The organism is Paenibacillus sp. FSL H7-0918 (assembly GCF_038007025.1).
GTDB classification, from domain to species: Bacteria; Bacillota; Bacilli; order Paenibacillales; family Paenibacillaceae; genus Paenibacillus_AQ; species Paenibacillus_AQ odorifer.
Genome location: NZ_JBBOWJ010000001.1, coordinates 413,868 through 434,735, shown reverse-complemented (window position 1 = coordinate 434,735; position 20,868 = coordinate 413,868). Strand labels below are relative to the sequence as shown.

At 43.5% G+C, this 20,868-nt stretch carries 25 protein-coding genes; 17 read left to right on the top strand and 8 right to left on the bottom strand.

Annotated elements, in window-relative coordinates; translation table 11 throughout:
- Positions 1 to 12 precede the first annotated feature (12 nt).
- A complete protein-coding gene (locus MHI15_RS02120) occupies positions 13 to 1,734 on the top strand; it encodes a helix-turn-helix domain-containing protein (RefSeq protein WP_341143253.1) in 1,722 nt (573 codons plus the stop codon).
- A 93-nt stretch (positions 1,735 to 1,827) separates the two neighbouring features.
- On the opposite strand, the gene MHI15_RS02115 is transcribed toward MHI15_RS02120, so the two are convergent.
- Together MHI15_RS02115 and MHI15_RS02110 are read right to left on the bottom strand one after the other, a co-directional pair.
- Positions 1,828 to 2,049: a helix-turn-helix domain-containing protein gene (locus tag MHI15_RS02115; protein ID WP_076127127.1), complete on the bottom strand. Its 222-nt coding sequence runs from the start codon at positions 2,047 to 2,049 to the stop codon at positions 1,828 to 1,830.
- Positions 2,050 to 2,109: 60 nt separating this feature from the next.
- Positions 2,110 to 2,328, bottom strand: a complete 219-nt coding sequence (locus MHI15_RS02110) for a helix-turn-helix domain-containing protein (RefSeq protein WP_076100339.1) — start codon at positions 2,326 to 2,328, stop codon at positions 2,110 to 2,112.
- 105 nt (positions 2,329 to 2,433) lie between these two features.
- On the opposite strand from MHI15_RS02110, the gene MHI15_RS02105 reads away from it, so the two are divergent.
- The 4 genes from MHI15_RS02105 (at position 2,434) to MHI15_RS02090 (ending at position 5,013) form a co-directional block, all read left to right on the top strand.
- Complete coding sequence (locus tag MHI15_RS02105; protein ID WP_076127124.1) at positions 2,434 to 2,736, top strand: DUF6809 family protein; 303 nt, start codon at positions 2,434 to 2,436, stop codon at positions 2,734 to 2,736.
- Between the two features lie 77 nt (positions 2,737 to 2,813).
- Positions 2,814 to 2,990 carry a hypothetical protein gene (locus MHI15_RS02100; RefSeq protein ID WP_341164073.1) on the top strand — a complete coding sequence of 59 codons (177 nt, stop codon included), beginning with the start codon at positions 2,814 to 2,816 and terminating at the stop codon, positions 2,988 to 2,990.
- A gap of 754 nt (positions 2,991 to 3,744) precedes the next feature.
- On the top strand, positions 3,745 to 4,737 hold the full coding sequence (locus tag MHI15_RS02095) for a hypothetical protein (RefSeq protein WP_341164072.1): 993 nt from the start codon (positions 3,745 to 3,747) through the stop codon (positions 4,735 to 4,737).
- A 15-nt stretch (positions 4,738 to 4,752) separates the two neighbouring features.
- The gene (locus tag MHI15_RS02090; RefSeq protein WP_076190848.1) at positions 4,753 to 5,013 is read left to right on the top strand and encodes a helix-turn-helix domain-containing protein; all 261 of its coding nucleotides are present in this window, start codon (positions 4,753 to 4,755) and stop codon (positions 5,011 to 5,013) included.
- Between the two features lie 24 nt (positions 5,014 to 5,037).
- Here the strand turns inward: MHI15_RS02090 and MHI15_RS02085 are convergent, their stop codons facing one another.
- Complete coding sequence (locus MHI15_RS02085; RefSeq protein WP_076127116.1) at positions 5,038 to 5,871, bottom strand: MurR/RpiR family transcriptional regulator; 834 nt, start codon at positions 5,869 to 5,871, stop codon at positions 5,038 to 5,040.
- A gap of 181 nt (positions 5,872 to 6,052) precedes the next feature.
- Between MHI15_RS02085 and MHI15_RS02080 the strand changes: the two genes are divergently transcribed.
- From MHI15_RS02080 to MHI15_RS02065, 4 genes are read left to right on the top strand one after another with little or no spacing between them, the layout of a single operon-like run.
- On the top strand, positions 6,053 to 6,931 hold the full coding sequence (locus MHI15_RS02080) for a cell division protein FtsQ (RefSeq protein WP_076127114.1): 879 nt from the start codon (positions 6,053 to 6,055) through the stop codon (positions 6,929 to 6,931).
- A complete protein-coding gene (locus MHI15_RS02075) occupies positions 6,924 to 8,666 on the top strand; it encodes an ABC transporter ATP-binding protein (protein ID WP_445667995.1) in 1,743 nt (580 codons plus the stop codon). The genes MHI15_RS02080 and MHI15_RS02075 overlap by 8 nt, the downstream gene beginning before the upstream one ends.
- Complete coding sequence (locus MHI15_RS02070) at positions 8,653 to 9,486, top strand: energy-coupling factor transporter transmembrane component T family protein (RefSeq protein WP_076100351.1); 834 nt, start codon at positions 8,653 to 8,655, stop codon at positions 9,484 to 9,486. Before MHI15_RS02075 ends, MHI15_RS02070 begins: the two co-directional genes overlap by 14 nt.
- A gap of 34 nt (positions 9,487 to 9,520) precedes the next feature.
- The gene (locus MHI15_RS02065; RefSeq protein ID WP_305953529.1) at positions 9,521 to 10,318 is read left to right on the top strand and encodes a PHP domain-containing protein; all 798 of its coding nucleotides are present in this window, start codon (positions 9,521 to 9,523) and stop codon (positions 10,316 to 10,318) included.
- Positions 10,319 to 10,626: 308 nt separating this feature from the next.
- Here the strand turns inward: MHI15_RS02065 and MHI15_RS02060 are convergent, their stop codons facing one another.
- The gene (locus tag MHI15_RS02060; protein WP_339187582.1) at positions 10,627 to 10,851 is read right to left on the bottom strand and encodes a hypothetical protein; all 225 of its coding nucleotides are present in this window, start codon (positions 10,849 to 10,851) and stop codon (positions 10,627 to 10,629) included.
- Between the two features lie 170 nt (positions 10,852 to 11,021).
- Between MHI15_RS02060 and MHI15_RS02055 the strand changes: the two genes are divergently transcribed.
- The 7 genes from MHI15_RS02055 (at position 11,022) to MHI15_RS02025 (ending at position 17,267) form a co-directional block, all read left to right on the top strand.
- The gene (locus MHI15_RS02055) at positions 11,022 to 11,861 is read left to right on the top strand and encodes a DegV family protein (protein ID WP_036688632.1); all 840 of its coding nucleotides are present in this window, start codon (positions 11,022 to 11,024) and stop codon (positions 11,859 to 11,861) included.
- Between the two features lie 155 nt (positions 11,862 to 12,016).
- Positions 12,017 to 12,724: a response regulator transcription factor gene (locus tag MHI15_RS02050; protein ID WP_170914177.1), complete on the top strand. Its 708-nt coding sequence runs from the start codon at positions 12,017 to 12,019 to the stop codon at positions 12,722 to 12,724.
- Positions 12,702 to 14,120, top strand: coding sequence for a sensor histidine kinase (locus tag MHI15_RS02045; RefSeq protein ID WP_076182735.1), 1,419 nt, complete (start codon positions 12,702 to 12,704; stop codon positions 14,118 to 14,120). The genes MHI15_RS02050 and MHI15_RS02045 overlap by 23 nt, the downstream gene beginning before the upstream one ends.
- A 41-nt stretch (positions 14,121 to 14,161) precedes the next feature.
- Complete coding sequence (locus MHI15_RS02040) at positions 14,162 to 15,268, top strand: AI-2E family transporter (RefSeq protein ID WP_036688627.1); 1,107 nt, start codon at positions 14,162 to 14,164, stop codon at positions 15,266 to 15,268.
- 28 nt (positions 15,269 to 15,296) lie between these two features.
- On the top strand, positions 15,297 to 15,632 hold the full coding sequence (locus MHI15_RS02035) for an Asp23/Gls24 family envelope stress response protein (protein WP_341164070.1): 336 nt from the start codon (positions 15,297 to 15,299) through the stop codon (positions 15,630 to 15,632).
- An 80-nt stretch (positions 15,633 to 15,712) separates the two neighbouring features.
- Positions 15,713 to 16,090: a hypothetical protein gene (locus tag MHI15_RS02030; RefSeq protein WP_036688624.1), complete on the top strand. Its 378-nt coding sequence runs from the start codon at positions 15,713 to 15,715 to the stop codon at positions 16,088 to 16,090.
- 160 nt (positions 16,091 to 16,250) lie between these two features.
- Positions 16,251 to 17,267 (top strand): S66 family peptidase, encoded by a 1,017-nt coding sequence (locus tag MHI15_RS02025; RefSeq protein WP_076301634.1) that lies wholly within the window; start codon positions 16,251 to 16,253, stop codon positions 17,265 to 17,267.
- A gap of 48 nt (positions 17,268 to 17,315) precedes the next feature.
- Here the strand turns inward: MHI15_RS02025 and MHI15_RS02020 are convergent, their stop codons facing one another.
- The 4 genes from MHI15_RS02020 to MHI15_RS02005 form a co-directional block, all read right to left on the bottom strand.
- The gene (locus tag MHI15_RS02020) at positions 17,316 to 17,600 is read right to left on the bottom strand and encodes a YxcD family protein (RefSeq protein ID WP_036689115.1); all 285 of its coding nucleotides are present in this window, start codon (positions 17,598 to 17,600) and stop codon (positions 17,316 to 17,318) included.
- A gap of 8 nt (positions 17,601 to 17,608) precedes the next feature.
- Complete coding sequence (locus tag MHI15_RS02015) at positions 17,609 to 18,040, bottom strand: hypothetical protein (RefSeq protein ID WP_081383222.1); 432 nt, start codon at positions 18,038 to 18,040, stop codon at positions 17,609 to 17,611.
- A gap of 174 nt (positions 18,041 to 18,214) precedes the next feature.
- Positions 18,215 to 18,775 (bottom strand): beta-class carbonic anhydrase, encoded by a 561-nt coding sequence (locus MHI15_RS02010; RefSeq protein WP_339187575.1) that lies wholly within the window; start codon positions 18,773 to 18,775, stop codon positions 18,215 to 18,217.
- 14 nt (positions 18,776 to 18,789) lie between these two features.
- Positions 18,790 to 19,131, bottom strand: a complete 342-nt coding sequence (locus tag MHI15_RS02005; RefSeq protein ID WP_076127099.1) for an iron-sulfur cluster biosynthesis family protein — start codon at positions 19,129 to 19,131, stop codon at positions 18,790 to 18,792.
- A 163-nt stretch (positions 19,132 to 19,294) separates the two neighbouring features.
- Here MHI15_RS02005 and MHI15_RS02000 point away from each other — a divergent pair, with 163 nt between their 5' ends.
- A complete protein-coding gene (locus MHI15_RS02000) occupies positions 19,295 to 20,812 on the top strand; it encodes a carboxypeptidase M32 (RefSeq protein ID WP_036688614.1) in 1,518 nt (505 codons plus the stop codon).
- Positions 20,813 to 20,868 lie beyond the last annotated feature (56 nt).

Below are 20,868 nucleotides of genomic sequence, written 5' to 3'. Positions count from 1 at the left end.
GAGATGAGAGAAATGCCGCTGAAAGAACAGGCAAGTTTATGGAGTGATACAACGATCAAGATGCTTGATGTGCGTAGCGGTACTTTGCCACCCGGCGGCGTTATGAGCGAAACCGGATTAACAGCCAATGTGTTGCTGCTGGCAGGCGGCGGGGAAGGTAGGCTTGTGATGAATGGCGAAATTTGCCATATCCAGGCCTATTTCGCTTGTCACGCAGTCAAGGGATCAGCATTTACTTTGACTGCTGGATCAGAAACCATTCATTATACTGTTATTATATACAAGGCTTTTCCAATGTTGGGGGCTGCCCATGTTCTGTTTCCGCAGCGCAATCACCCATTACGAACTTCATTTGTTCACCGTCCTGTGCTCCTGGCTGAACTGCATCAGACTGCGGAACAAATCGAAGCCAAATGGAGCCGGGGCGAAGGGCTGGAGCGTTTCCATGCGAATGCGCTACTGCAAGGAATGCTTTACGAGCTTATTATGGAGTATGAATGTGGTCAGAAAGGCACAGAGGCGGATATGGTGGATGTTGTCGCTGCCTATATAGCGGGGCATTATCGTCAGGAGCTGGAGCTTAAGGAGCTGGCAGCGCTTGCCGGATGCAGTACAAGACAGTTACAGCGGCGATTCAAACAGGAGAAGTTACTAGGACCGATGGAATATGTAATCCAGCTGCGGATGGAGAGTGCCGAGCGGATGTTGCGTCATACGGATGCTCCCATCGGCGAAATTGCAGAAAAAACGGGCTATCGCGACATGTATTACTTTAGCAGGGCATTTAAGAAATATCATGGAGTTCCCCCGCAGATCTACAGGCGCACTGCCGCTTCAGGGATCGGTGCTCTCTCAGCATATTCTGGGCTGCCGGATCGCCTGGCCTCATCGTACCAGTCGCTGCAAGGCCCGGTAATTTGTCATATGCGAGGCGAATATTGCGTCACCGCTTCTCCGAGACGTATCGCCGTACTCGACGTTCAATATGCAGACCATTTGCTTGCGCTTGGGATATCTCCGGCAGGGAGTGTAGGAACGGGCAGTGCAGCGTTAAAATTCCCCCAATATATCAGGGAAAGGCTTAAGACAACGGAAATGCTCGGAACTTATGAGTACCCGGACCTGCAAGCTGTCGAACGGCTGCGGCCGGATTTGATTGTCTGTACTGAGGTGCATGCTCAGCATTATGAACGGTTAAGCCGGATTGCGCCAACCCTAATGTTTCAACGGAATGAGAGCTGGCAGACGATTCTGGGCCTGTTCGGTGAATTGACGGACAAGCGGACAGAGGTGGAGCGTATTATTGCGGATTACCTGCGCCGAACAGCATTGCTGTCTGAGCAGCTTGCAACGGCGCTGGCGGGTCAGAGCGTGGCCTTGATCCGTCCGCGTGAGTCGCTGGTACGGGTGCATACTGCCTCCCATCGCACAGGTGCCGTGCTGTACCGGGATCTTGGTCTGCCTGCTCCTCTATTTGTCGCAGACACTTCCGACACGGCTTATCATATTACAGTTGATAGACTGCCGGCTGTGCATGCCAGCCATTATTTTTTACTTAGTAACGAGATGATGCAGGAGGGGGTATCTGCGACAGAGCAAAGCGTCCGAGGGATGTTGGATTCCGATGAGCGGCCGTATATATACCCGGTAGATGCCGCTACATGGATCGGCTGCTACGGACCGACAGGTATCAATTACATTGTGGATCAGGTAGCCCGTACCTTGCTGGCCTGAGCGTATCTAAGAGAATCCCCTAATTTCAGGCTATTTTTAGCCTAAACGTGAACAGCTCCTGTGATTATCACAGGAGCTTGTTTGTGCTGCGGATTATTTTTTGTTGGGATAGCATTTAGAATTATCTGTCTGACCTAAAATATAGTCGATGCTTACTTTATAGAAATTAGCTAGCGTAATTAAAACGGCGCTCGGAACATCCAAATTTCCATTTTCATAGCGGGAGTAGGTGGCTTGTGTAATATGTAAAAGCTCCTCTATTTGTTGCTGTGTCAGATCTTTGTCTTCGCGTAAATCACGGATTCCTGTGTACAATGCTCATCAGCATAAGAATGAAATCCTTTGAAAACTGCGATATCTACTCATTCTTTAAATTTAACTTTTAGAGTAAGGAGTTTTTTGGTTCGTTCTGTTTAGTAAATAGTCAGTACTCGTCTTATGATAATCTGCTAGCTTAATCAGAATGGCCGTGGGAATATCAACATCACCGCGTTCATAATTACTATAAATCCTCTGGCTGCATTGCAAATACTCTGCCATTTGGGTTTGAGTTAAATCTTTATCTTCACGCAAATCTCGGATACGTTGATACATACTAAACACCTCCAAGGCAAGCATATCTTAGCGAATTATTCGCTATTGATTTTTAGCGATAAATTCGCTAAGATGATTGAAGAGATGATTTGGGAGGGATGACTGGTGAGTCTTTTGGAGGATTTATATTACGGGAAAATCTGTCCAAGTGAACTTTTGTGTTTACGCGATCCCGAGTATATACAGAACTCCAAGCTAATCTCAGAGTTTATGGACATCCTAAAAGCAAAGTTATCTATAGAAGACTTTACTATGATTGAACAAGCCTTGGATCTGAGTGGCATGCAGAACTCTATCTCATCCGCTTCCGCCTATACTCTCGGATTCAGAATGGGGGCTGCTATGATAATAGAAGTATTAGAACATAAGGATGAACTTATACACTCTAAGGGAGAAGCTATGTCTTGAAAAAATAAAGATAGAGCTATTAGAGGGTAGAAATCGAGAAGAGGAGAACAAAAATTGAACAATATTCCAAACCGCATATGTTGATAGACGAACTTCTTCAGGCAGAAAGTTGGGGCATTATTCAAGCGAAGTTGGTTCCTGCTATTAAGGAAGCTATCGCTATGGGAGAGGTTGAAAAACTCTCTAAACTTAGGACTAAGATTCCATATTCTTTCGAAAATTCATTAAAGCATTTGAAAAAAGCGGAGCGGTAATTCATTCGAAACGGATGACCCAGTGGGGGAACATCTTAACATGCGCTGGTTATATGAAAAAGATAATTTGACGATCAGTTTTACCGTAGTGAGAAACTAAGCCAGTCGGAGGCGTAGTTGATATACCGATTAACTCTCTTTCTTCGCTTAGGACGGATAAAAATATCGGTATCAGAAGCAGTGAAAAGGATATCATTGCAGCTATCCCTGAGGCATCCCGCAGCGAAAAGAAAGTAGATGGTGTTGTTAACTATTGGGTGAACGTTATCAAGCTTGACGAAGGATTCTATCATCCTTCCCTTGCCTTTGTCGTCAAAGAAGACAAGGTTGAAAATCTAGAGTTAACCAAATTACTTATTGATCTGAGTGAATAAAGAAGGCAGGCTCACATGGCCAGCCTTCTTTATTTAGCTTTACAAGGCGACTTCTTTTTTGTGACCAGCCGGATGCTCCAATTGCTTCATTGGCTGCATAAATTCCCGTTAGAACTGATCCTCCTGTTTCTAAGATACCCTGGTTGATTACCGGAAGCAGCTTATAGCCTAGGGTCTTTTTTTTGGTGTCTGTAAAATCGGGGCTTGACCATTAAGGGCAGGGCCTTCTTTACGTTATTCCAGACCATTGACAATTATTGTAAAGATGGTGTATTGTAAGTGATAAGTAGTAAGTAGTAAGTAGTAAGTTAATCAAACGCTCACCATACGGAATAAATATCATCCTGTTAATAGGAATTAATGGATAGGGGTGGATGGTTATGATGGATCTTAAATTAGCACCAAGTTTTTCATTGATCGCGCTTAATGCACAGAGAAGTCTTCAGATGACTACTGTCAAGAAAGTGTCTTTGCGCTGCATGGCAGCAGCGGTTATATTGGAGCTTTACTTAGAGGGATGTTTCACACAATCTGAGAACAAGTTAACTTTGCACAAGGAAGCACTTGATCAATCTCATTCAACACTCTATAGAGAAACTGTTCTACAATCCTTACTTCATAATAGTGCTGAGGTGAAGGGTGATCTAAATTGGTGGTTAAAGAAGGCTTCGAGGAAGTCTAACCATCAATTAAAAAAGTTCGAAACCGCGATTTCAGATTATCTTCAAGCAATGAATTTGCTTGAAGATATACCAAGCCTGATAGGGAGCGACATGTATTTTGATTCTGCTGAAGTTGAAATTAGAGCCTATCGCAGTAATATGGAGGCGTACACGAGCATTACAGAGAATATGCGGGCAGAGATTTTGGAAGAGGGCCCAGTAACAGATGAGGTCATTTGTATGCTATGGCTACTTCGTGAATGTGGATGTATGCATGATTTCTTCTCGCTGAACGAATTAGAAGAGGTGAATATCAAATTACATGATCTATACCAAAGTAACTTATGGGCAAAGGCGCTGTTTCCTATACAAATTCGCCAGGGAGTTGAGTTAGGTATCAAACGTTTTTTAGCATTGAAGACAAAGTTTGCGAAGACCTTTATCGGCAGTAGTCTCAATCTTATCTTCCCTGCCCTAGAGCGATCACGGGCTGTCTTTATAGAAACAGAGTCCTGGTTTGATAATTCTAATCAAAGGTTAGACGCAGTTATTACAAGATTAATGTCCTATGGACATGAAGTTAAGGTGCTGGAGAGAGGATCGATTGCGACTCTTAAAATTGATAATTTGCTCTACGATGCGATCCCACATTTTGTAATGATGAAAGTGCCAATTCAAGGTGTGCGTCTTATTCCGAAGCGCCCGCTGTAAAGGAGTTGGTTATCAATGTCTAGACAACGATCCATGGAGAATATTATGGCATCAGAATATGTATCGATAGGGGAATTAGTAAGAATCACAAATACTCGTTATAGTACACTCAAACATTATACAGAAGAAGGCATGCTGCCCTTTGAACAGGCAGAGGAGAATTTAACACGCAGATATAAAAGAGAAGAAACCGTCGCGCGCATTCTTTGGATCAAAGAAATGAAAGCAAACGGTTTATCTATCCCACAAATTAAAGAAGCTTTAGGAATGAATTAAATTCCCCTTATCCTTGCAGTCAACCTAACTCCGTGGGAGCTTCCCCCCATACTGCGCGCGCAATTGCTGCAATTTATCCAGCTTGCTTAGACTACTGTCCCTGTTCGCTAATCCCACTCCAAGGATCAGATTCTCAATAATATAGGTGGGGCCAACCATGGAATGGAACTCCCAAACCTCACCTCTCCCCGCATAAAGCACGATATCTGCATCTTGGGATCGCGGGTAGACAAGTCTATCTGTGATCAGGATGACCTGGTAATTTGCTTCACGTGCATGGTTCAGTATGACTTCAATCTCAGGCAGTATTTGCACAAATCCAAAGACAAGCAAGACATCTTGTTTGTCAGCATGCATTAAGGTCTCTAGCAGCTCATGGCCGCTGGGGGCCATTTTTTTCATTTGAAGACCAAAACGCGCCATTCGATAGATCATTAGCTCTGCTAATCCGGCGCAAGGTCCAGGGCTGTATACATAAATAATCCGAGCTGTAGATATCGCATCTACTGCACGCTTTAGTACATCGTCGCTTAAATAGCGGCGTGTTTCTTGCAAATGATGTGAACAATTGTCCAGCAGCAGTTGAGGGAGTGAGGTATCGTCTGATCGCTGCATGGCATCACGCATTTTTACAGAAGGTGTGGATTCAAAGCGGAAACGGAGCCGGTTTTTAAAATCTTTGGCATGTTTGTATCCCGCAGCTTTCCAGAACCGTGAAACAGAGGCGATGCTCAAATGTAGCTCGTCTGCCATTTCTTGTTCGGTCATATAGACCACACGTTGCTCATTTTTTTGAATAAAGTCGGCAATTATCCGTTGATTAGGCGAAAAAGCGCGATGGTTCCAATCTTTATACAATCTCTCAATCCTCCTATGATGATGCGATAGATAGAATATAACGTGTGAATATGTTGTAAATATTTTTACAACGTTAAAAATATTGAAAAAAATATTACTCTCATTTAACAAATGAAAAAAGCTGTGATGACATGGCCTTCTTATAATGAAGATAAATTCTTATTGGGAGGCCAAATATTTCATGAGCACGATAAAAACGCGTTACACACTGACTCAGTCACAAAAAATGATGATTTTTGTACTGTCGATGTCGCTTTACGGGTTGTCCAATATGTTTACCGAGCTAGTGCCTGGGATCAAACTGGGCCCGATTGAATTATCCATTGAATATTTCGCCTTCATTCCTTTGACATTATGTATGTTGTTTCACCCCTTATATGCGGCGGTCGGAGCAGCTGTTGGTGAGGTAATCTTCGGGGAATTGATGTTAGGCCAATTTGGAGGTTTAGGGGAGCTGGAGAAATTCATTACCTTCTCACTGGCGATGTATACCGCAGGCCGCATGGTATCTGATCCGAAGAATCGTAGACAGGTTGGAGTGGCTGCGATTACCGGCGTGGCGATTCACCAGTTTTTTAGCTCCGTTATAGATATTGTGAAGGTATGGGTAGGGGTAGAAGAGCTAGAGGCTGTTAAAGGACTGGCAGAAAGTATCGTTGTAATTGAGGGAGTAGGGTTCTTGAATGATGTCCTCTTCTCCGGTATTTTGTTCGCGCTAATTCCTACTATGTATCTGGTTCCGCGTTTATATGGAAAAATTGAACCATTGCTCGGCATGAAGCCACGTGAGCGGAATATGAAATATGCAACAGGAGCGTGGCTATCTCCTAAGCTGGTCATTGCCGGAACCTTTCTAGTGATGGTAGCAGTGGGTTCGGAATTGTTATCGGAATCGGGCTGGAACTTCGGTGATTTTGAGCTTGCAGGGGCGGAATCGAATGAAAAGACCTTGATTTGGCTCAGTATGTTGGTGGCGGCTGTAGTAGCGGCAACGGCGATTATTGCACTGCTTCGGCGTTCGGCACGAAAAAGACAGGAAGCGGGTCAAGCAGATGCGTAATACAATTCTTGAATTGAACAAAATTAACTTTACGTATCCGGGAGCCGAACAACCAGTATTGCAAGACGTAGACTTACGACTGGGAGAAGGAGATTTTATTGCGATCATCGGCAGTAATGGCTCCGGGAAATCTACTCTCTGCAAATGCTTTAACGGCTTAATTCCTCATTATTACACTGGTGATTTCAGTGGAGAGGTGACAGTTCGCGGCCAATCTGCGGATGGAAAAAGTGTAGCAGAGCTGTCCAAACGTATCGGTTATGTTTATCAGGATTTCGAGAATCAATTGGTACGACCGACAGTGCTTGATGATGTGTCTTTTACACCTCTAAATTATGGGTTTACGGATTACAAGGAACGGGGAGAGCGTGCGCTGGCGTTAACCGGACTTAGTGACTTGAGGCACGAATTTATTTGGCAGTTAAGTGGTGGGCAAAAACATCTGCTCGCTCTGGCTGGAGCCCTAGCTATGGATCCGGAAATTCTGGTGATCGACGAACCCGTAGCCCAGCTGGATCCGCAGCATGCCCGTCATATCTATGATATTTTGCAGCGTTTGAATGAGGAGCATGGAAAGACCATTGTAGTGATTGAGCATCATGCGGAATTTATTGCGGATTATTGCAAAAATGTTGTCCTGATGGATCAAGGTAAAATGCGCTGGCAGAAGCCTGTGCGTGAAGCTTTGTCATCTGTACAAGAATTGCTAGAGCTGGGCATATACCCACCGGATGTGACCCGGGCGGCTTGGCTGCTACAGCCTGATGATCAGAAGTCAAAGCTGCTTCCCTTAAATGCTGATGAAGGTAGTACCCGCATGACGCTTCGTCAGGATGCCAAGGAGACACTTCCAATCAGACGTATGCAAGAGCAGCTCCCCAAAGCTGCAAAAGAAAAAAATTCTATCGTTCAGCTGGAGAATGTTCACCTCTCTTACCGTACGATTCATAAGGTGCCACATCCTGTACTGAATGGAATTCAGCTAGAACTGGGGCAGGGAGAGTCCATTGCTCTTATTGGCAACAACGGAGCAGGTAAATCTTCATTAATGAAGCTGATTGCTGGTATTGTCAGACCTACAGATGGAACCGTAAAGGTTAAAGATATGACGGTGAACGGGCTGCCGCCTGAACGTCTCTCCGGTACGGTAGCTTACGTATTCCAGAATCCGGAGGAAATGTTTATCGAGGATTCTGTGCGTAAGGAAATTGCTTATTATCTGAAGGCGCGGAAACTACCAGATACGGATGGAAGAGTGGATGAGATGCTAAAGGCATTTCGCTTAAGCGAGCTGGCTGAACGGGATGCCCGACTGCTAAGTGGAGGGCAGCAGCGCCGGGTATCCTTGGCGATTGGTGCCGCGGTTAGGCCTGCTATCATGTTGCTTGATGAACCGACAGCTAATCTGGACATTTCGACCAAACAAGAAATGGTACATGTGCTGGAGACGCTTCGTAATCATGTGAAGACGGTCGTCATCGCAACTCATGATATGCAGCTTGTCTCTGAATGGGCCAGCAGAATAATTGTAATGCATCAAGGGCGGATAATTGCGGATGGGACGAAGGATGAAATTTTCGCTGACGGCCTTCTTTTACGGCGTGCGGGTCTGGCCCAGACTCAATTGATGGAGCTAAGTCGTATGCTCGGTCTCCCTAGAATTTGCAGTAGCTTAGAAGAGTTTGTGAGTTTAGTGGAAAAGAAGGAGGTAGCTGCAATCCATGGAAGCCGTTAAACGGGCACTTGACCGTATATCTGTAGAACAAATCAAATTGGAGTTACTCGGGACCGCATATAACAGCAGCAGCACTTTTCTGGGCAGGCTGGACCCGCGAACCCTGCTGCTCTGGTATCTCTTTTTTGCCATCGTGCCTTGGTTTGTACATAACCGGACAATCCTGTTAGGGATGTTCGTGCTTATGGTTTTAACAACCGTCCTCTCCCGGGTCAGCCCCTATATTATTTTTATATTATGTCTCGGCTTGATCAGCCAGATTGGCTGGATGTTTATATTGTCGCTTTTTTTCGGCGGGGGGATTGAATCCTTGCTGCCTATGCTGACACTGACGCTTAAGCTTTCGGTGATTTCGCTGGCGAGTATTACGGTTTTCTCTAGTCTTGATCCGGAACGACTTAGTGACGGCTTACTGTCCTTAGGAATCCCTGATACTTTTGCATTCAGCTTATCTTATGGTTATCGTATTTTGCCTACTTTACTAGAGGAATTCCATCAGATCCTACTTTCCTTTAGATTGAGAGGGCAACGACCGCTTCAACATGGAATTTTCTATTGGCGAACAATAACGTATTATTTGCGAATCGTCATTCTGGCATTTTACCCGCTCATGTTGAACACAGCTAAACGTTCTCGAACAACGATTGAAGCACTTGAGACTCGGGGATTTAGCTACGGCCTTAATAATAAGAAAGTGAAGAAGATCAAGTTATCTTATTTGAAAATGAAGCGGTCCGACTGGTACTTTTTATCCGGATCCACTGCTTATGTCATCTTGATATTCTGTATTGGTTATCTCTACCCTGAACTGGTGTATTAACATAACTTACAAGCTCAAAGGAGACGAATTAGACATGATGAATATTGATCTGCATACCCATGGTAAATTATCTAAAAAATCTACGTTTTCCCCCGAATATTTTGCGGAGATGATGTTCGAAGCCAAGGCAAATGGATTACAGGCTGTAGCATTGACCGAGCATTTTAATACTTCTAATTTCTTTGCGATGTATGATGCGCTGGATCAGACTTATCCCTATAACGGGCATTATTACGATGTGAACGGACTTAAACTGTTTCCAGGCATGGAAGTGGATATCGCGGAGACAGGTCATATCCTGTTGATCGGACTGAAGGAGAATGTTCTAGCTGTTCGCGCTTTACTAGATGAGCATACGCAGGAGGGGAATTTCATACCTTTTAAGCAGTTGCTTGATATGGCCGACGAACATAATCTTTGGAAAATCGGAGCCCATCCCTTCCGAACTTCTACACCTTTACATCAACTGGATCCGGCATTGCTTCAGCGATTAGACGCTTTTGATTTCAACGCTAAGGATATTTACATGCAGGGGGTGGAGACCTATAAAAACCTGATCACGCCCTTTGCTGAGAAGCTGGGTGTGCCTGTGATTGCTGGCAGTGACAGTCATCAGTGTTTGCAATATGGCAGTGTTGTGAATCGTCTGCAAGACTCCTGCTCAACTGTGGAAGAATTGAAGGAAGCTATCAAACAAGGGAACTATGAAATAGAGGTTTCTCCGTGTCTCCATACCAAAGTAAAGGCTTCGGTAATGATGAAAAAACTATTGAAGCAGTTAATTGGCGAAGCCCCCTCCAGAGATGAAGCGGAGTTAGGATATATGGCGTAGAAAATAGAAGAGGGTTGTTCCATAAGCCATGAAATGATGAAATGGCTACTGGGACAACCCTTTTTGTTGTTCGCTGGATTTTATTACTTTTGCATGTACAAAGATAACTATCGGACACAGATGACCTTAAACGCAGTTTTATTCCGCATTTGGGATGCTAACGGACCGTATAGCCACTAATGGCACTAAAGACACCATATATGAACCTCATTCTACGGAATAACGTCTCTGGAGTCCGAAACTCTGCTCAAAAGGCTGGAAATTTGCCAATAACGTCATCTGGGTCCTCAAATCTCAGAATGTATGAATTATCGTTTGTCTTTCGAATCTTTATTGCTGACACGGGTGGGTCTGGTCACCCAATTCGTGCGATTCATCGGTTTTACGGTATCAATTCTTGAATTGGAAGGTTCATTCGAAGGTTCTGTGGATTTAGTTTCAGTAGAAGCTGCACCCTCTTGATCTACGGTTTTTTTCCTCGATAGTCCTGTACCATCATGTTTGCCTCTGTTCCATACTCTACCCTTACTCATACATACACTCCATTTCTATACGCTTATTCATAAACCATATCATATAAGGACAAGTTAAGGAAGAAAGACATAACACAGATCGAAGAATTTTTCAAGTTATAAAGGTTACTGGAGATTTCATTTTATGGTGGCTATAATAGTACTGATATTGAAAGGAGAGTACTTATATTATGGCAATCAAGATCATAACAGACAGCGGTTCAGACCTACCCCTTGACTACATGGAGAAGTATAATGTTTCCGTGATCCACCTACCGGTTCATTTTGGGCATGAGTTAATGCCGGCAGATACGGACACGAAAAGCTTTTATGCTCAAATGCGCGAATCCAAGGAGCTGCCTACCACAGCTAGTCCAAGTCCCAACGAATTCCTTGAGAAGTTCAAGCAAGTGGAGGAGGGAACTGACATTATGGTCATTTGTATGTCCTCTAATATTAGTAGCACTTATCAGACGGCTATGATTGCTATGGAAATGTATAAGGATGAAGGACATACCAATGCAATAGAGGTTATAGATTCCAAAAACTTCTCAGGCGGGCTGTCATTGATTGTCGGCCTGGCGGCGCAGTGGTCCTTAACTTGTTCAAGCTTGCAAGAGCTCAAGGAAAAGGTACTTCAGCAGATAGAGGAAGTTAACGCTTATTTTACGCTGGACACTCTGGAGAATGTAATGAAAGGCGGACGTCTAAGTCGGCTCTCGGGAGCCGTAGCGTCTGTACTCAATATAAAGTTGCTGCTCAAAATCAGCGAAGAAGGCACTGTCGAAGTAGTGGAGAAGACCCGGGGTCTTCCAAAAGCACTGAATCGTCTGCTAGCGCATTTGGATGAGAAGCAGCATGATTACGAGAAAGCGGTTATCGCTATTGTACACAGTAATTGTGAGAAGCTGGCACTCGAGATTAAAGAACGCATTTTACTAAAGCATCCCTTCAAAGAAGTCTTACTCTCAAGCATGGGGCCGGTTATGGGAACCTATGCTGGGGAAGGCGGAATTGGCGTAGCTTTTTAAAGTAGTGATCCTCACAATCCAGACAAATTACGATCGTACATGGGACGGTTTCCCGTGTGCGATTTTTATTTTATTACTATGTGATAATTTAGCTATTCTTTAGATTGTGTTTAGGCTCTGTTAATAATCACAGAATATAGTTAGATGGGGGGATTATCATGTATACAATATTGATCGCTGATGATGAAGCAGAAATTGTGGAATTGCTAAGATTATATTTAGAGAAAGAGTACAACATTTTGGAAGCAAACAGTGGTACTGAAGCCTTAACGCAGGTACAGAACCATAAAGTTGATTTGGCAATTCTGGATATTATGATGCCGGGTCTGGATGGACTGCAATTATTGAAAAAGATCCGCGAGGTGCATCATTTTCCAGTGTTATTTTTATCCGCCAAAAGCGAACATCATGACAAAATTCTGGGTCTTGAACTAGGAGCCGACGATTATATTTCCAAACCGTTTAATCCATTAGAAATAGTAGCCCGTGTTGGAGCACTGCTGCGGCGTGTACATCATTTCGATGCGCAAGTCGTTGAGGAAAAAGAAGCTGAACAGATTGTATTAGGTGAATTAATGCTGGATCAAAGCCAGTGTCTGCTCTATCGTTCAGGTGAACCTGTGGTGCTTACTTCTACCGAGTACAAAATTTTGGAACTAATGATGAAGCAGCCTGGACGAGTCTTTACACGCAAAAAAATCTATGAGGCCGTGTGGGAAGATTTCTATGTGTACGAAGATAATAGTATCATGGTACATATCAGCAATATCCGGGAAAAAATTGAGGAAGATTCCAAAAAGCCAGTATATTTAAAGACTATTAGAGGGCTGGGATACAAAATTGAAGCGCCTATGGAGCAATAGAGATCAACGACCTTTACAATCATCGCTGACGCTGGATTTTTTGTTGTTTATCTGTATTTTGTTTTTTCTCGTGATTGTATATTATTTGTTTATTAATCTTGATGTGACCCATATTTTTGAAAAAAATAAAATCGCTGATCCTGATTTGAAGGTGGAAGCTAGTGCTTATCGAGATAATCTGGAGCATGGGATAGAAACCAAACGTCTTCTGCGTAGCGGGGGATGGATCGAGGTCTTGGATCAAGACATGAAGGTCACCAAGGTTGTTGGAGAAAAAAAAGACGGTGTAACCCAATATACCAGTAACCAGCTTTTAAAAAGTTTGGAAAATGGAGAAGATCAAGCTTACTTTTACTCGTTGACCACGCTAAATGCTCAGAGCGAATCGGAGTGGCTGCTCTTGAAGCTGCCGCGGGAAGCTATCACCATCACCATTAATAGTGATCCCTTCGTGGCCTACTTTAATCATTCGCTCTCATACTACGTCTTTTTGGGTGTGGGAATGATTCTTTTGCTAATTATCGTGTACAGCTATTGGGTAGCGCGGCGAATCAGGAAACCACTGCGTATCATCACGCTTGGATTGAAGCAGATGATTCAGGGGAATTATGATACTCGAATCGCTTTATATGCAGAGAAGGAATTTTCGCAAATTGGAGAGACTTTTAATTATATGGCAGACGTAATTGAAAAGACGACCAAAGAAAAACGCCAGGCAGAGGAAAGTAAGAAACGGATGATGGTTGATCTGTCCCATGATCTGAAGACGCCGATAACGAGTATACAAGGCTTTGCACAGGCGCTTGTAGAGGGTAGAGGCGAGGATGAAGAACGCCAAAAAAGATATTTAAGCTATATTTATAATAAATCCTCACAGGTTACTAAGCTGATTCAGAACATGCTGGAGCTGTTAAAAATAGATTCACCGGATTTCTTGCTACGAATGGAACATCAAGAACTGGGCGAATTTATTCGTGAAATCATTGCAGATACGTACGGAGAGATTGAACAAAAGAACTTTGTTTTGCATCTAAATGTTCCCGAAGAGGATGTGTTCTTGAACTTTGATGCGGAGCTGCTCTCGAGTGTGGTTCATAATTTGATCTCCAATGCACTGATCTATAATCCTCCAGGTACACATTTGCGTGTGGAGGTGATCCCTTTGGAGAAAGAAGTCACGATTGAAATCGCTGATACTGGAGTGGGTATTCCAGAAGAGCTGTGGTCCACAATGTTTGATCCGTTTGTTCGGGGAGATAAAGCGCGGACAGCTTCGGGAGGAACAGGGCTAGGTCTTTCGATAGCTATGAAAAATACAGAGAAAATGGGGGGGACGCTTCATCTCAGTCGACGAAAGAAGGAACCTACGGTATTCACCATCCGGATTCCGAAATAACGAGCTGGAAGACATCCAAATCAGAAGACGGGAGAGAAAGTATGGCTAAACTGAACAATTTCATCAGAGTTTGTCTAGCGATTCTTTTAGTGTTAGGCATTGTATTTTTAGGCTCACGCGTAGATTTTTTATTCACACCGATCCTGTCTTTGTTCAGTGTCATTATAGTGCCTTTAATGCTGGCGGGTTTCTTTTATTACCTGCTGCGGCCACTGATCGATACCTTGGAGAAATATAAGCTGAATCGTTCTTTGGCGATTATCATCGTATATGTAGTTATTTTAGTGCTTCTGTTTGCTTTTATTATCGGCGTTTGGCCTTCACTTCGCACACAATTAGTTAATTTCGTCGATAATATGCCGAATCTCATTGCCTCCTTGAATCAACAGCTATTGAAACTAGAAGATAATGAATTTCTGTCTGCGTTGATCCCTGCTGATGCGAATCCAGCCTCCACATTGACGGATTATTTGAATAAAGGGTTTACGCTGTTAACGAATTACGTATCAGGATTGTTCTCTTTTGTTTCGAATTTCGCGATCATTTTATTCACCTTTCCGATTATGTTATTCTACATGCTTAAGGAAGGTGGGAAATTCGGACGTAAGATTGTAAGTTTCTTTCCAAAGAAGTATCGTGAAGAAGGAACTACAATGATGACTGAAATCGACAGTGCGCTTAGTGGCTTTATCGTGGGCCGGGTGCTTGTTAATTTAGCCTTAGGCGTTCTGATGTATATTGGTTTCCTTATTATCGGCCTGCAATATGCATTGCTGTTGACTGTAATCGCAGTTGTGATGAACTTCGTGCCTTTTATTGGTGCGATACTGTCTAGTATCCCTATTTTCATCATCGGATTCATTCAATCGCCGTCTATAGCCGTCTGGTCCATCATCATTGTTCTGGTAGCGCAGCAGATACAGGATAATTTAATCGCTCCCTACATCTTTGGGAAAAAGCTCGATATTCATCCACTGACAACGATTATCCTGGTATTAGTTGGCGGTGATTTAGGCGGGATCATTGCGATATTGCTGATTATTCCGCTGTATATGATTGTTAAAATCGTCTTGACCAAGGCCTATTATTTGTTTGTCAAGCAACGCCGGGTAGAGATAGAGGTAGAGGAGAGTCCTGATATCTCTTAAGTTAATAAAACATTATGGAGGGATTTCTATGAATGAAGGAACGGAGCAAGGACTAATTCATATTTCAGATGATGTGGTGACTTCGATCGTCGGGCAAGTGGTTCTGGACACACCGGGTATTGCCGGCATGTCAGGAAGCAGTATCTCGGACAACTGGGCTAAACGTCTAAGCGGTAAAAATGTAAAAAAAGGAATGTCCGTTGAAGTAAAAGAAGTGGATGTTGCCATCGATCTTCAGGTCATAGTTAATTACGGATGTGTGATTCAAGAGGTCTGCTATATAAGAAATGCTGTTGAGAATATGATGGGACTGTCTCTAGTTTCCGTAAATGTTAAGGTTGAGAAGGTCGCTCTGCCATTCTAAGAATAGCCCATTTAATAGGCACCGTAATCTAGGCTTCTGCATAGAATGGAGCAAATCCATTTACGGAGGTCAGAACATCCATGTCGACATTTAACACTGGGCAGCAACAGAATGTGATTTATCAGGCCGATCCTGCTGTGATCCGGCACCTGCACGGTGTCCGCGATTCCCTACATCAATCTTGCAAGCCATACCTTAACCATAAGGTGAACGTACAGACAATAGATGGCTTTGTACATGAAGGCGTTATAGCCGGAGTAGATAATAAACACTTGTATCTGAACGTTGCAGCTAATGGGCAAATGCCCCGAGGGTTTTACAACCCTCATCAGCCGTATCATCCTCATCCGGGCCCGGGACCTGGCCCATATCCAGGACCTTATCCAGGTCCCCCATACAATAATAATGTGATTTTACCGCTTGTGTTGTTTGAACTGCTTGCTATCTCTTTAATCTAGTGCTTGGATTTAATTGAAGAAGGACATGTGCAGGATTTGTGGTCATACGTTGACGCATCCCGCCAGGTCCTTTTTTTGTAGGCGTAAAGTATGTGTTAGAAGAAGGTGTTCTCATTATCACTTTAGGGATATAATGGGTACAAACTCTGGGAGGTGGCATATGATTAGATACCCTTTTTTGAAAAAGAATGCGACGATAGGCGTTACAGCACCTTCATCTGGAGTAGGCATTCAAAATGCAGAACTACTAACACTGGCCTCCAGCCGTTTGAAGTCGCAAGGATTTAATGTCATTATCGGCGAAACGGCATGGAAGCAAGATAAGGCTAAATCTGCACCAGCCAATGTTCGTGGTCATGAGTTTAATGAGATGATCAAAGATGATGGAATCGATGTCCTTATTCCGCCTTGGGGCGGGGAATTGTTAATTGAAGCTCTGGAATTTATTGATTTTGATGCTTTGCAGGACAAATGGATCGTGGGATATTCAGATATAAGCGTCTTGCTGCTTGCGGTCACGCTGACAACCGGGTTGGCTACTGCCCACGGAGCGAATCTCATTGATTTACGGGGAGAGTATTCGGATGATACTACAACCCTCTGGCAGGCGGTTCTAGAGACACCAGTGGGTGAGTCCATTGTGCAGCATTCATCTCTTAAATATCAGCGGGAATGGCAGCATGATGTGCCTTCGCCATGCGTTTTTCATTTGACAGAGGAGACTTATTGGAAGTCTCTAACTACAGATGCTGTAACGATGAAAGGACGTCTGTTGGGTGGTTGTATAGATGTAATTAGGCATTTGATCGGCACACCTTATGGAAAGCTCCAGCATTTTCAGCAAGAAATGATTCATGACGAACCTATTGTTTGGTATTTGGAAAATTGTGAATTGAACACAGCGGATTTACGCAGATCTTTAGTGCAGATGAAGCTGGCAGGGTGGTTTGAGAATTGTTCGGGGATTATGTTTGGCAGAAGTCCAGCTAATCGGCCTGTGGATAACTATACTGCCGAGGATATCTATGCTGAACTATTTGAAGAGCTTAAGGTACCGATCGTTTATGATATCGATTGTGGTCATGTCCCGCCGCAGGTTACTTTTATTAATGGAGCTTATGCAGAAATTGAAGTGGCAGACGGAGTAGGGACGGTAAAGCAATATTTCTATGAATAGCGTTATATCAAAAAAGGACAACCCCTCGGGTTGTCCCTTTTACTATCATTAGTTCCCTGTATTTACAATCGCTGTGATTTCCTCATCCAGGTCCAGTCTTACATCTTCACGATAGGCGCGAACACCATATTCGCTGAGCATGTAACGCAAGATCGCTTCAATCATATTGGACTCCACTAGAAATTGACTGCGGCCCTGTACCCAAACCTCTGCAGAGTAACCGGTATCTTCTTCCCAGCTCAGTTCTACCTGAACATCCTCTGGACGAACAGCCTTTCGTTCCGCCATGTGCAGACAGAGGGCATTGATGATCTCATCCATGCTTAGAACAATTGTAGACATTAGTAACGACCATCCTGTTCTTCTAAGCGGCGACGTTCTTTTCTACGACGGAAGAAGGACATCACGAGCATAACCAATACATAGATAGCTAGCATATTAACGGCAAAGCCTAGGAAGTCACCAAAAGCTCCCATTCCACCAAACATTCCACCGAATAATAATCCAGCCAAACCACCGATCATCATGCCTTTCATTAAGCTGCCGCCGCTGAAGAAGCCACGTTTTGTATTTGCAGCAGATCCTGCTGTGGAACTTTTAGTGCTGTCACTTTTTTTGATGTTATTTGTTGTTGTTGATTTTTTTGGAGTTGTTGAATAGCTGCGAGTGCCGGATTTGAATCCGCCGCCACCTCGACGTGCATCGGCAAAGTCTGGAGCAACCACTGCAAAAAACAGAGTGAAGGCCATTAGAATCATCATTACGCGTTTCATTGGTTTCATTTAGTACGAAAACCCTCCTGTGAGCATGAATTTTTGTGTATGGTCGGTAATACGCAGACATGCCCCACAAGGTTTCAATTTTATTTATCATAATTTATACTTTTATACACAAAAAAAGCGTGGATCCAGGATCCACGCAAACAGCAGTTAGAGAGTCGTCATTCGTTACTTATACCCATCAGCGACAAGCTCAAGCGCTCCCGTTGCCGGATCGATGATCATGCCATGGATAGGTACATTAGGGGGAAGCAGTGGATGACGTTTAATCAGGTCCACAGTCTGAATTACCCCTTCTTCGACATTGTCAAACCCACGCAGCCATTTTGTAAGTTTGATTCCGGAATTCTCCAGTGTAGACAGCACTTCTTCAGATACTCCACGTTCTTTAATGGAATTGATCATATGGTCCGCATTGAGGGAGGCCATACCGCATTCATAGTGTCCAACCACGATTACTTCTTCAGCATCTAGTTCATATAGAGCTACCATTACACTACGCATAACACTACCAAAAGGTTGAGAAATAACCGCGCCAGCATTTTTGATGATTTTGACATCACCATTTTTGAAATTCATGGCTTTCGGCAATAATTCAACGAGTCTAGTGTCCATACAGGTGATGATCAGCATTTTTTTGTCAGGATAACGACTGGTTAAATAAGCTTCATAGTCCTTATTCTCTACAAAACCTTTATTAAAGTTAATAATTTCTGATACGTGGCTCATATTAGCTTCCTCCCTTAAATTCCTTGAATTGTACTTACGTTGCGCATATCTCTTACCATGATATTGTTGCCATAAATCTGAGAATCACTGACCAGCTTATAGGAAGAGAAACGTTCCTCTGCATCGAGTCGCATCTTGTCTTCATAAAAGATTTCCTGTTGCCGGCTTACGATAAAGGGAAGAGAATTCGTCTCTATCCTAGAATCGCCTTGCTCCACTTCTGAAACAATCAGTAACACATTAATTCCGTCACACCCGCAGCCTACCGTATCATAAAAGAGCTTGAAAAATCCTGGCTGATCTCCAAGCCTTTCCTTCAACTTCCTTTCTGCGAGAGGTGTAACTTGAATCATCATAGCCCTGTTCACGCTCCTTGATTTTTGTTCGAAGCATGCTCTGCTTCTTATGTAACTCATTAAATATTTAAAATTAGAGATGTAATCTCTGAAGTTGATTATACTCATTCAAAAAAGTATCATCAAGAGGAGTCTGTAAAACAGAGAAAGCAGGTGGAGTAGAATGGAACAACAAGTAAAGGAACGATGGGAACAATTCAGCGAGTTATTAGCAAAAATTAGTGGATATTCAGAGGCCATAGAATTAATGCACTGGGATTTGCGCACAGGTGCACCACGTAAGGGAGTAGAAGTTCGTTCCGGTACGATTGGGATGCTGAGTGGAGAATTGTTCAGACTTGAGATTTCACAGGAGATGGGTGACTTCACAGCATTTTTCAGCCGTCCAGAAGTGTTGAGCCAGCTTACAGCTAATCAACAAAAGATCGTCAACGATTGCCGCAAAGAGTATGAGCGCAGTAAGAGTATTCCTTCCAAAAGATTTGAAGAGTACGCTGTCCTGTCTGCTCATTCCCAAACAATCTGGGAAGAAGCTAAGGAGAACAATGACTTTGCTACATTTGAACCTTATTTAAGTAAAATCGTAGCTCTGAAACAAGAGTTCATCGATTATTGGGGTGTAAATGGCACACGTTACGATACGCTACTAGATATGTATGAGCCTGATCTCACGGTAGAAAAGGTGGATGAAGTGTTCAGTCGCCTCCGCAGCCGCTTGGTTCCGTTAGTGGAAGCTATCGCTGCTTCACCTAATAAACCTGATACCAGCTTCTTGCAGCAGATTTTCCCTAAAGAGCAGCAACAAAAGTTTGGTAACTTTATTCTGAAGCAAATGGGCTATGACTTCGACGCAGGCCGCTTGGATGAGAGTGTGCATCCTTTTGCTACAGGGCTGAATCCAGGTGACGTTCGTATTACGACCGCTTATTTACTTGATAACGTGACTAGCGCCGTCTTCAGTTCACTGCATGAAGGTGGACATGCGCTTTACGAACAAAATATCAGCCAAGATTTAGTGGGAACACCGCTGGCTCAAGGCGCTTCGATGGGGATTCATGAATCTCAGTCGAGACTATGGGAGAATATGATCGGCCGCAGCCGTGCGTTCTGGCAACGTTATTACGGTGATCTGCAGCAGCATTTCCCAGAGCAGCTTGCTAATGTAGATGTAGAGGATTTCTACCGGGCTATTAACAGTGTGGAAAATTCATTCATCCGAATTGAAGCAGATGAGCTTACATACAATCTGCACATTATTGTGCGTTACGAGATCGAAAAGCTTATTTTTAATGAAGGACTATCTGTCAAAGATCTGCCTCAGGTATGGAATGCTAAATATCAAGAATATTTAGGTATTACACCGCCTAATGATGCGCTTGGTGTATTGCAGGACGTGCACTGGTCCGGTGGAGACTTCGGATATTTTGCATCCTACTCTTTGGGAAATATGTATGCTGCCCAAATCTTGAATACACTCCGCAAGGAGCTGCCGAACTACGATGAATTGATTGCTGCGGGAAATCTTTTGCCGATTAAAGAATGGTTAACAGAAAAAATCTACCGTTTCGGAAAAAGTCTGACCCCTTCGCAAATTATCGAACAAGTAACAGGTGAGCCGCTCAGTCCAGATTATCTGGCTGATTATTTGGAGGAGAAATACACGGAGATTTACAAACTGTAATCCAGTGAGGTCCGCGTGGTATAATAGAAAGAAAGCTTAGACGGAAGGATATGGAT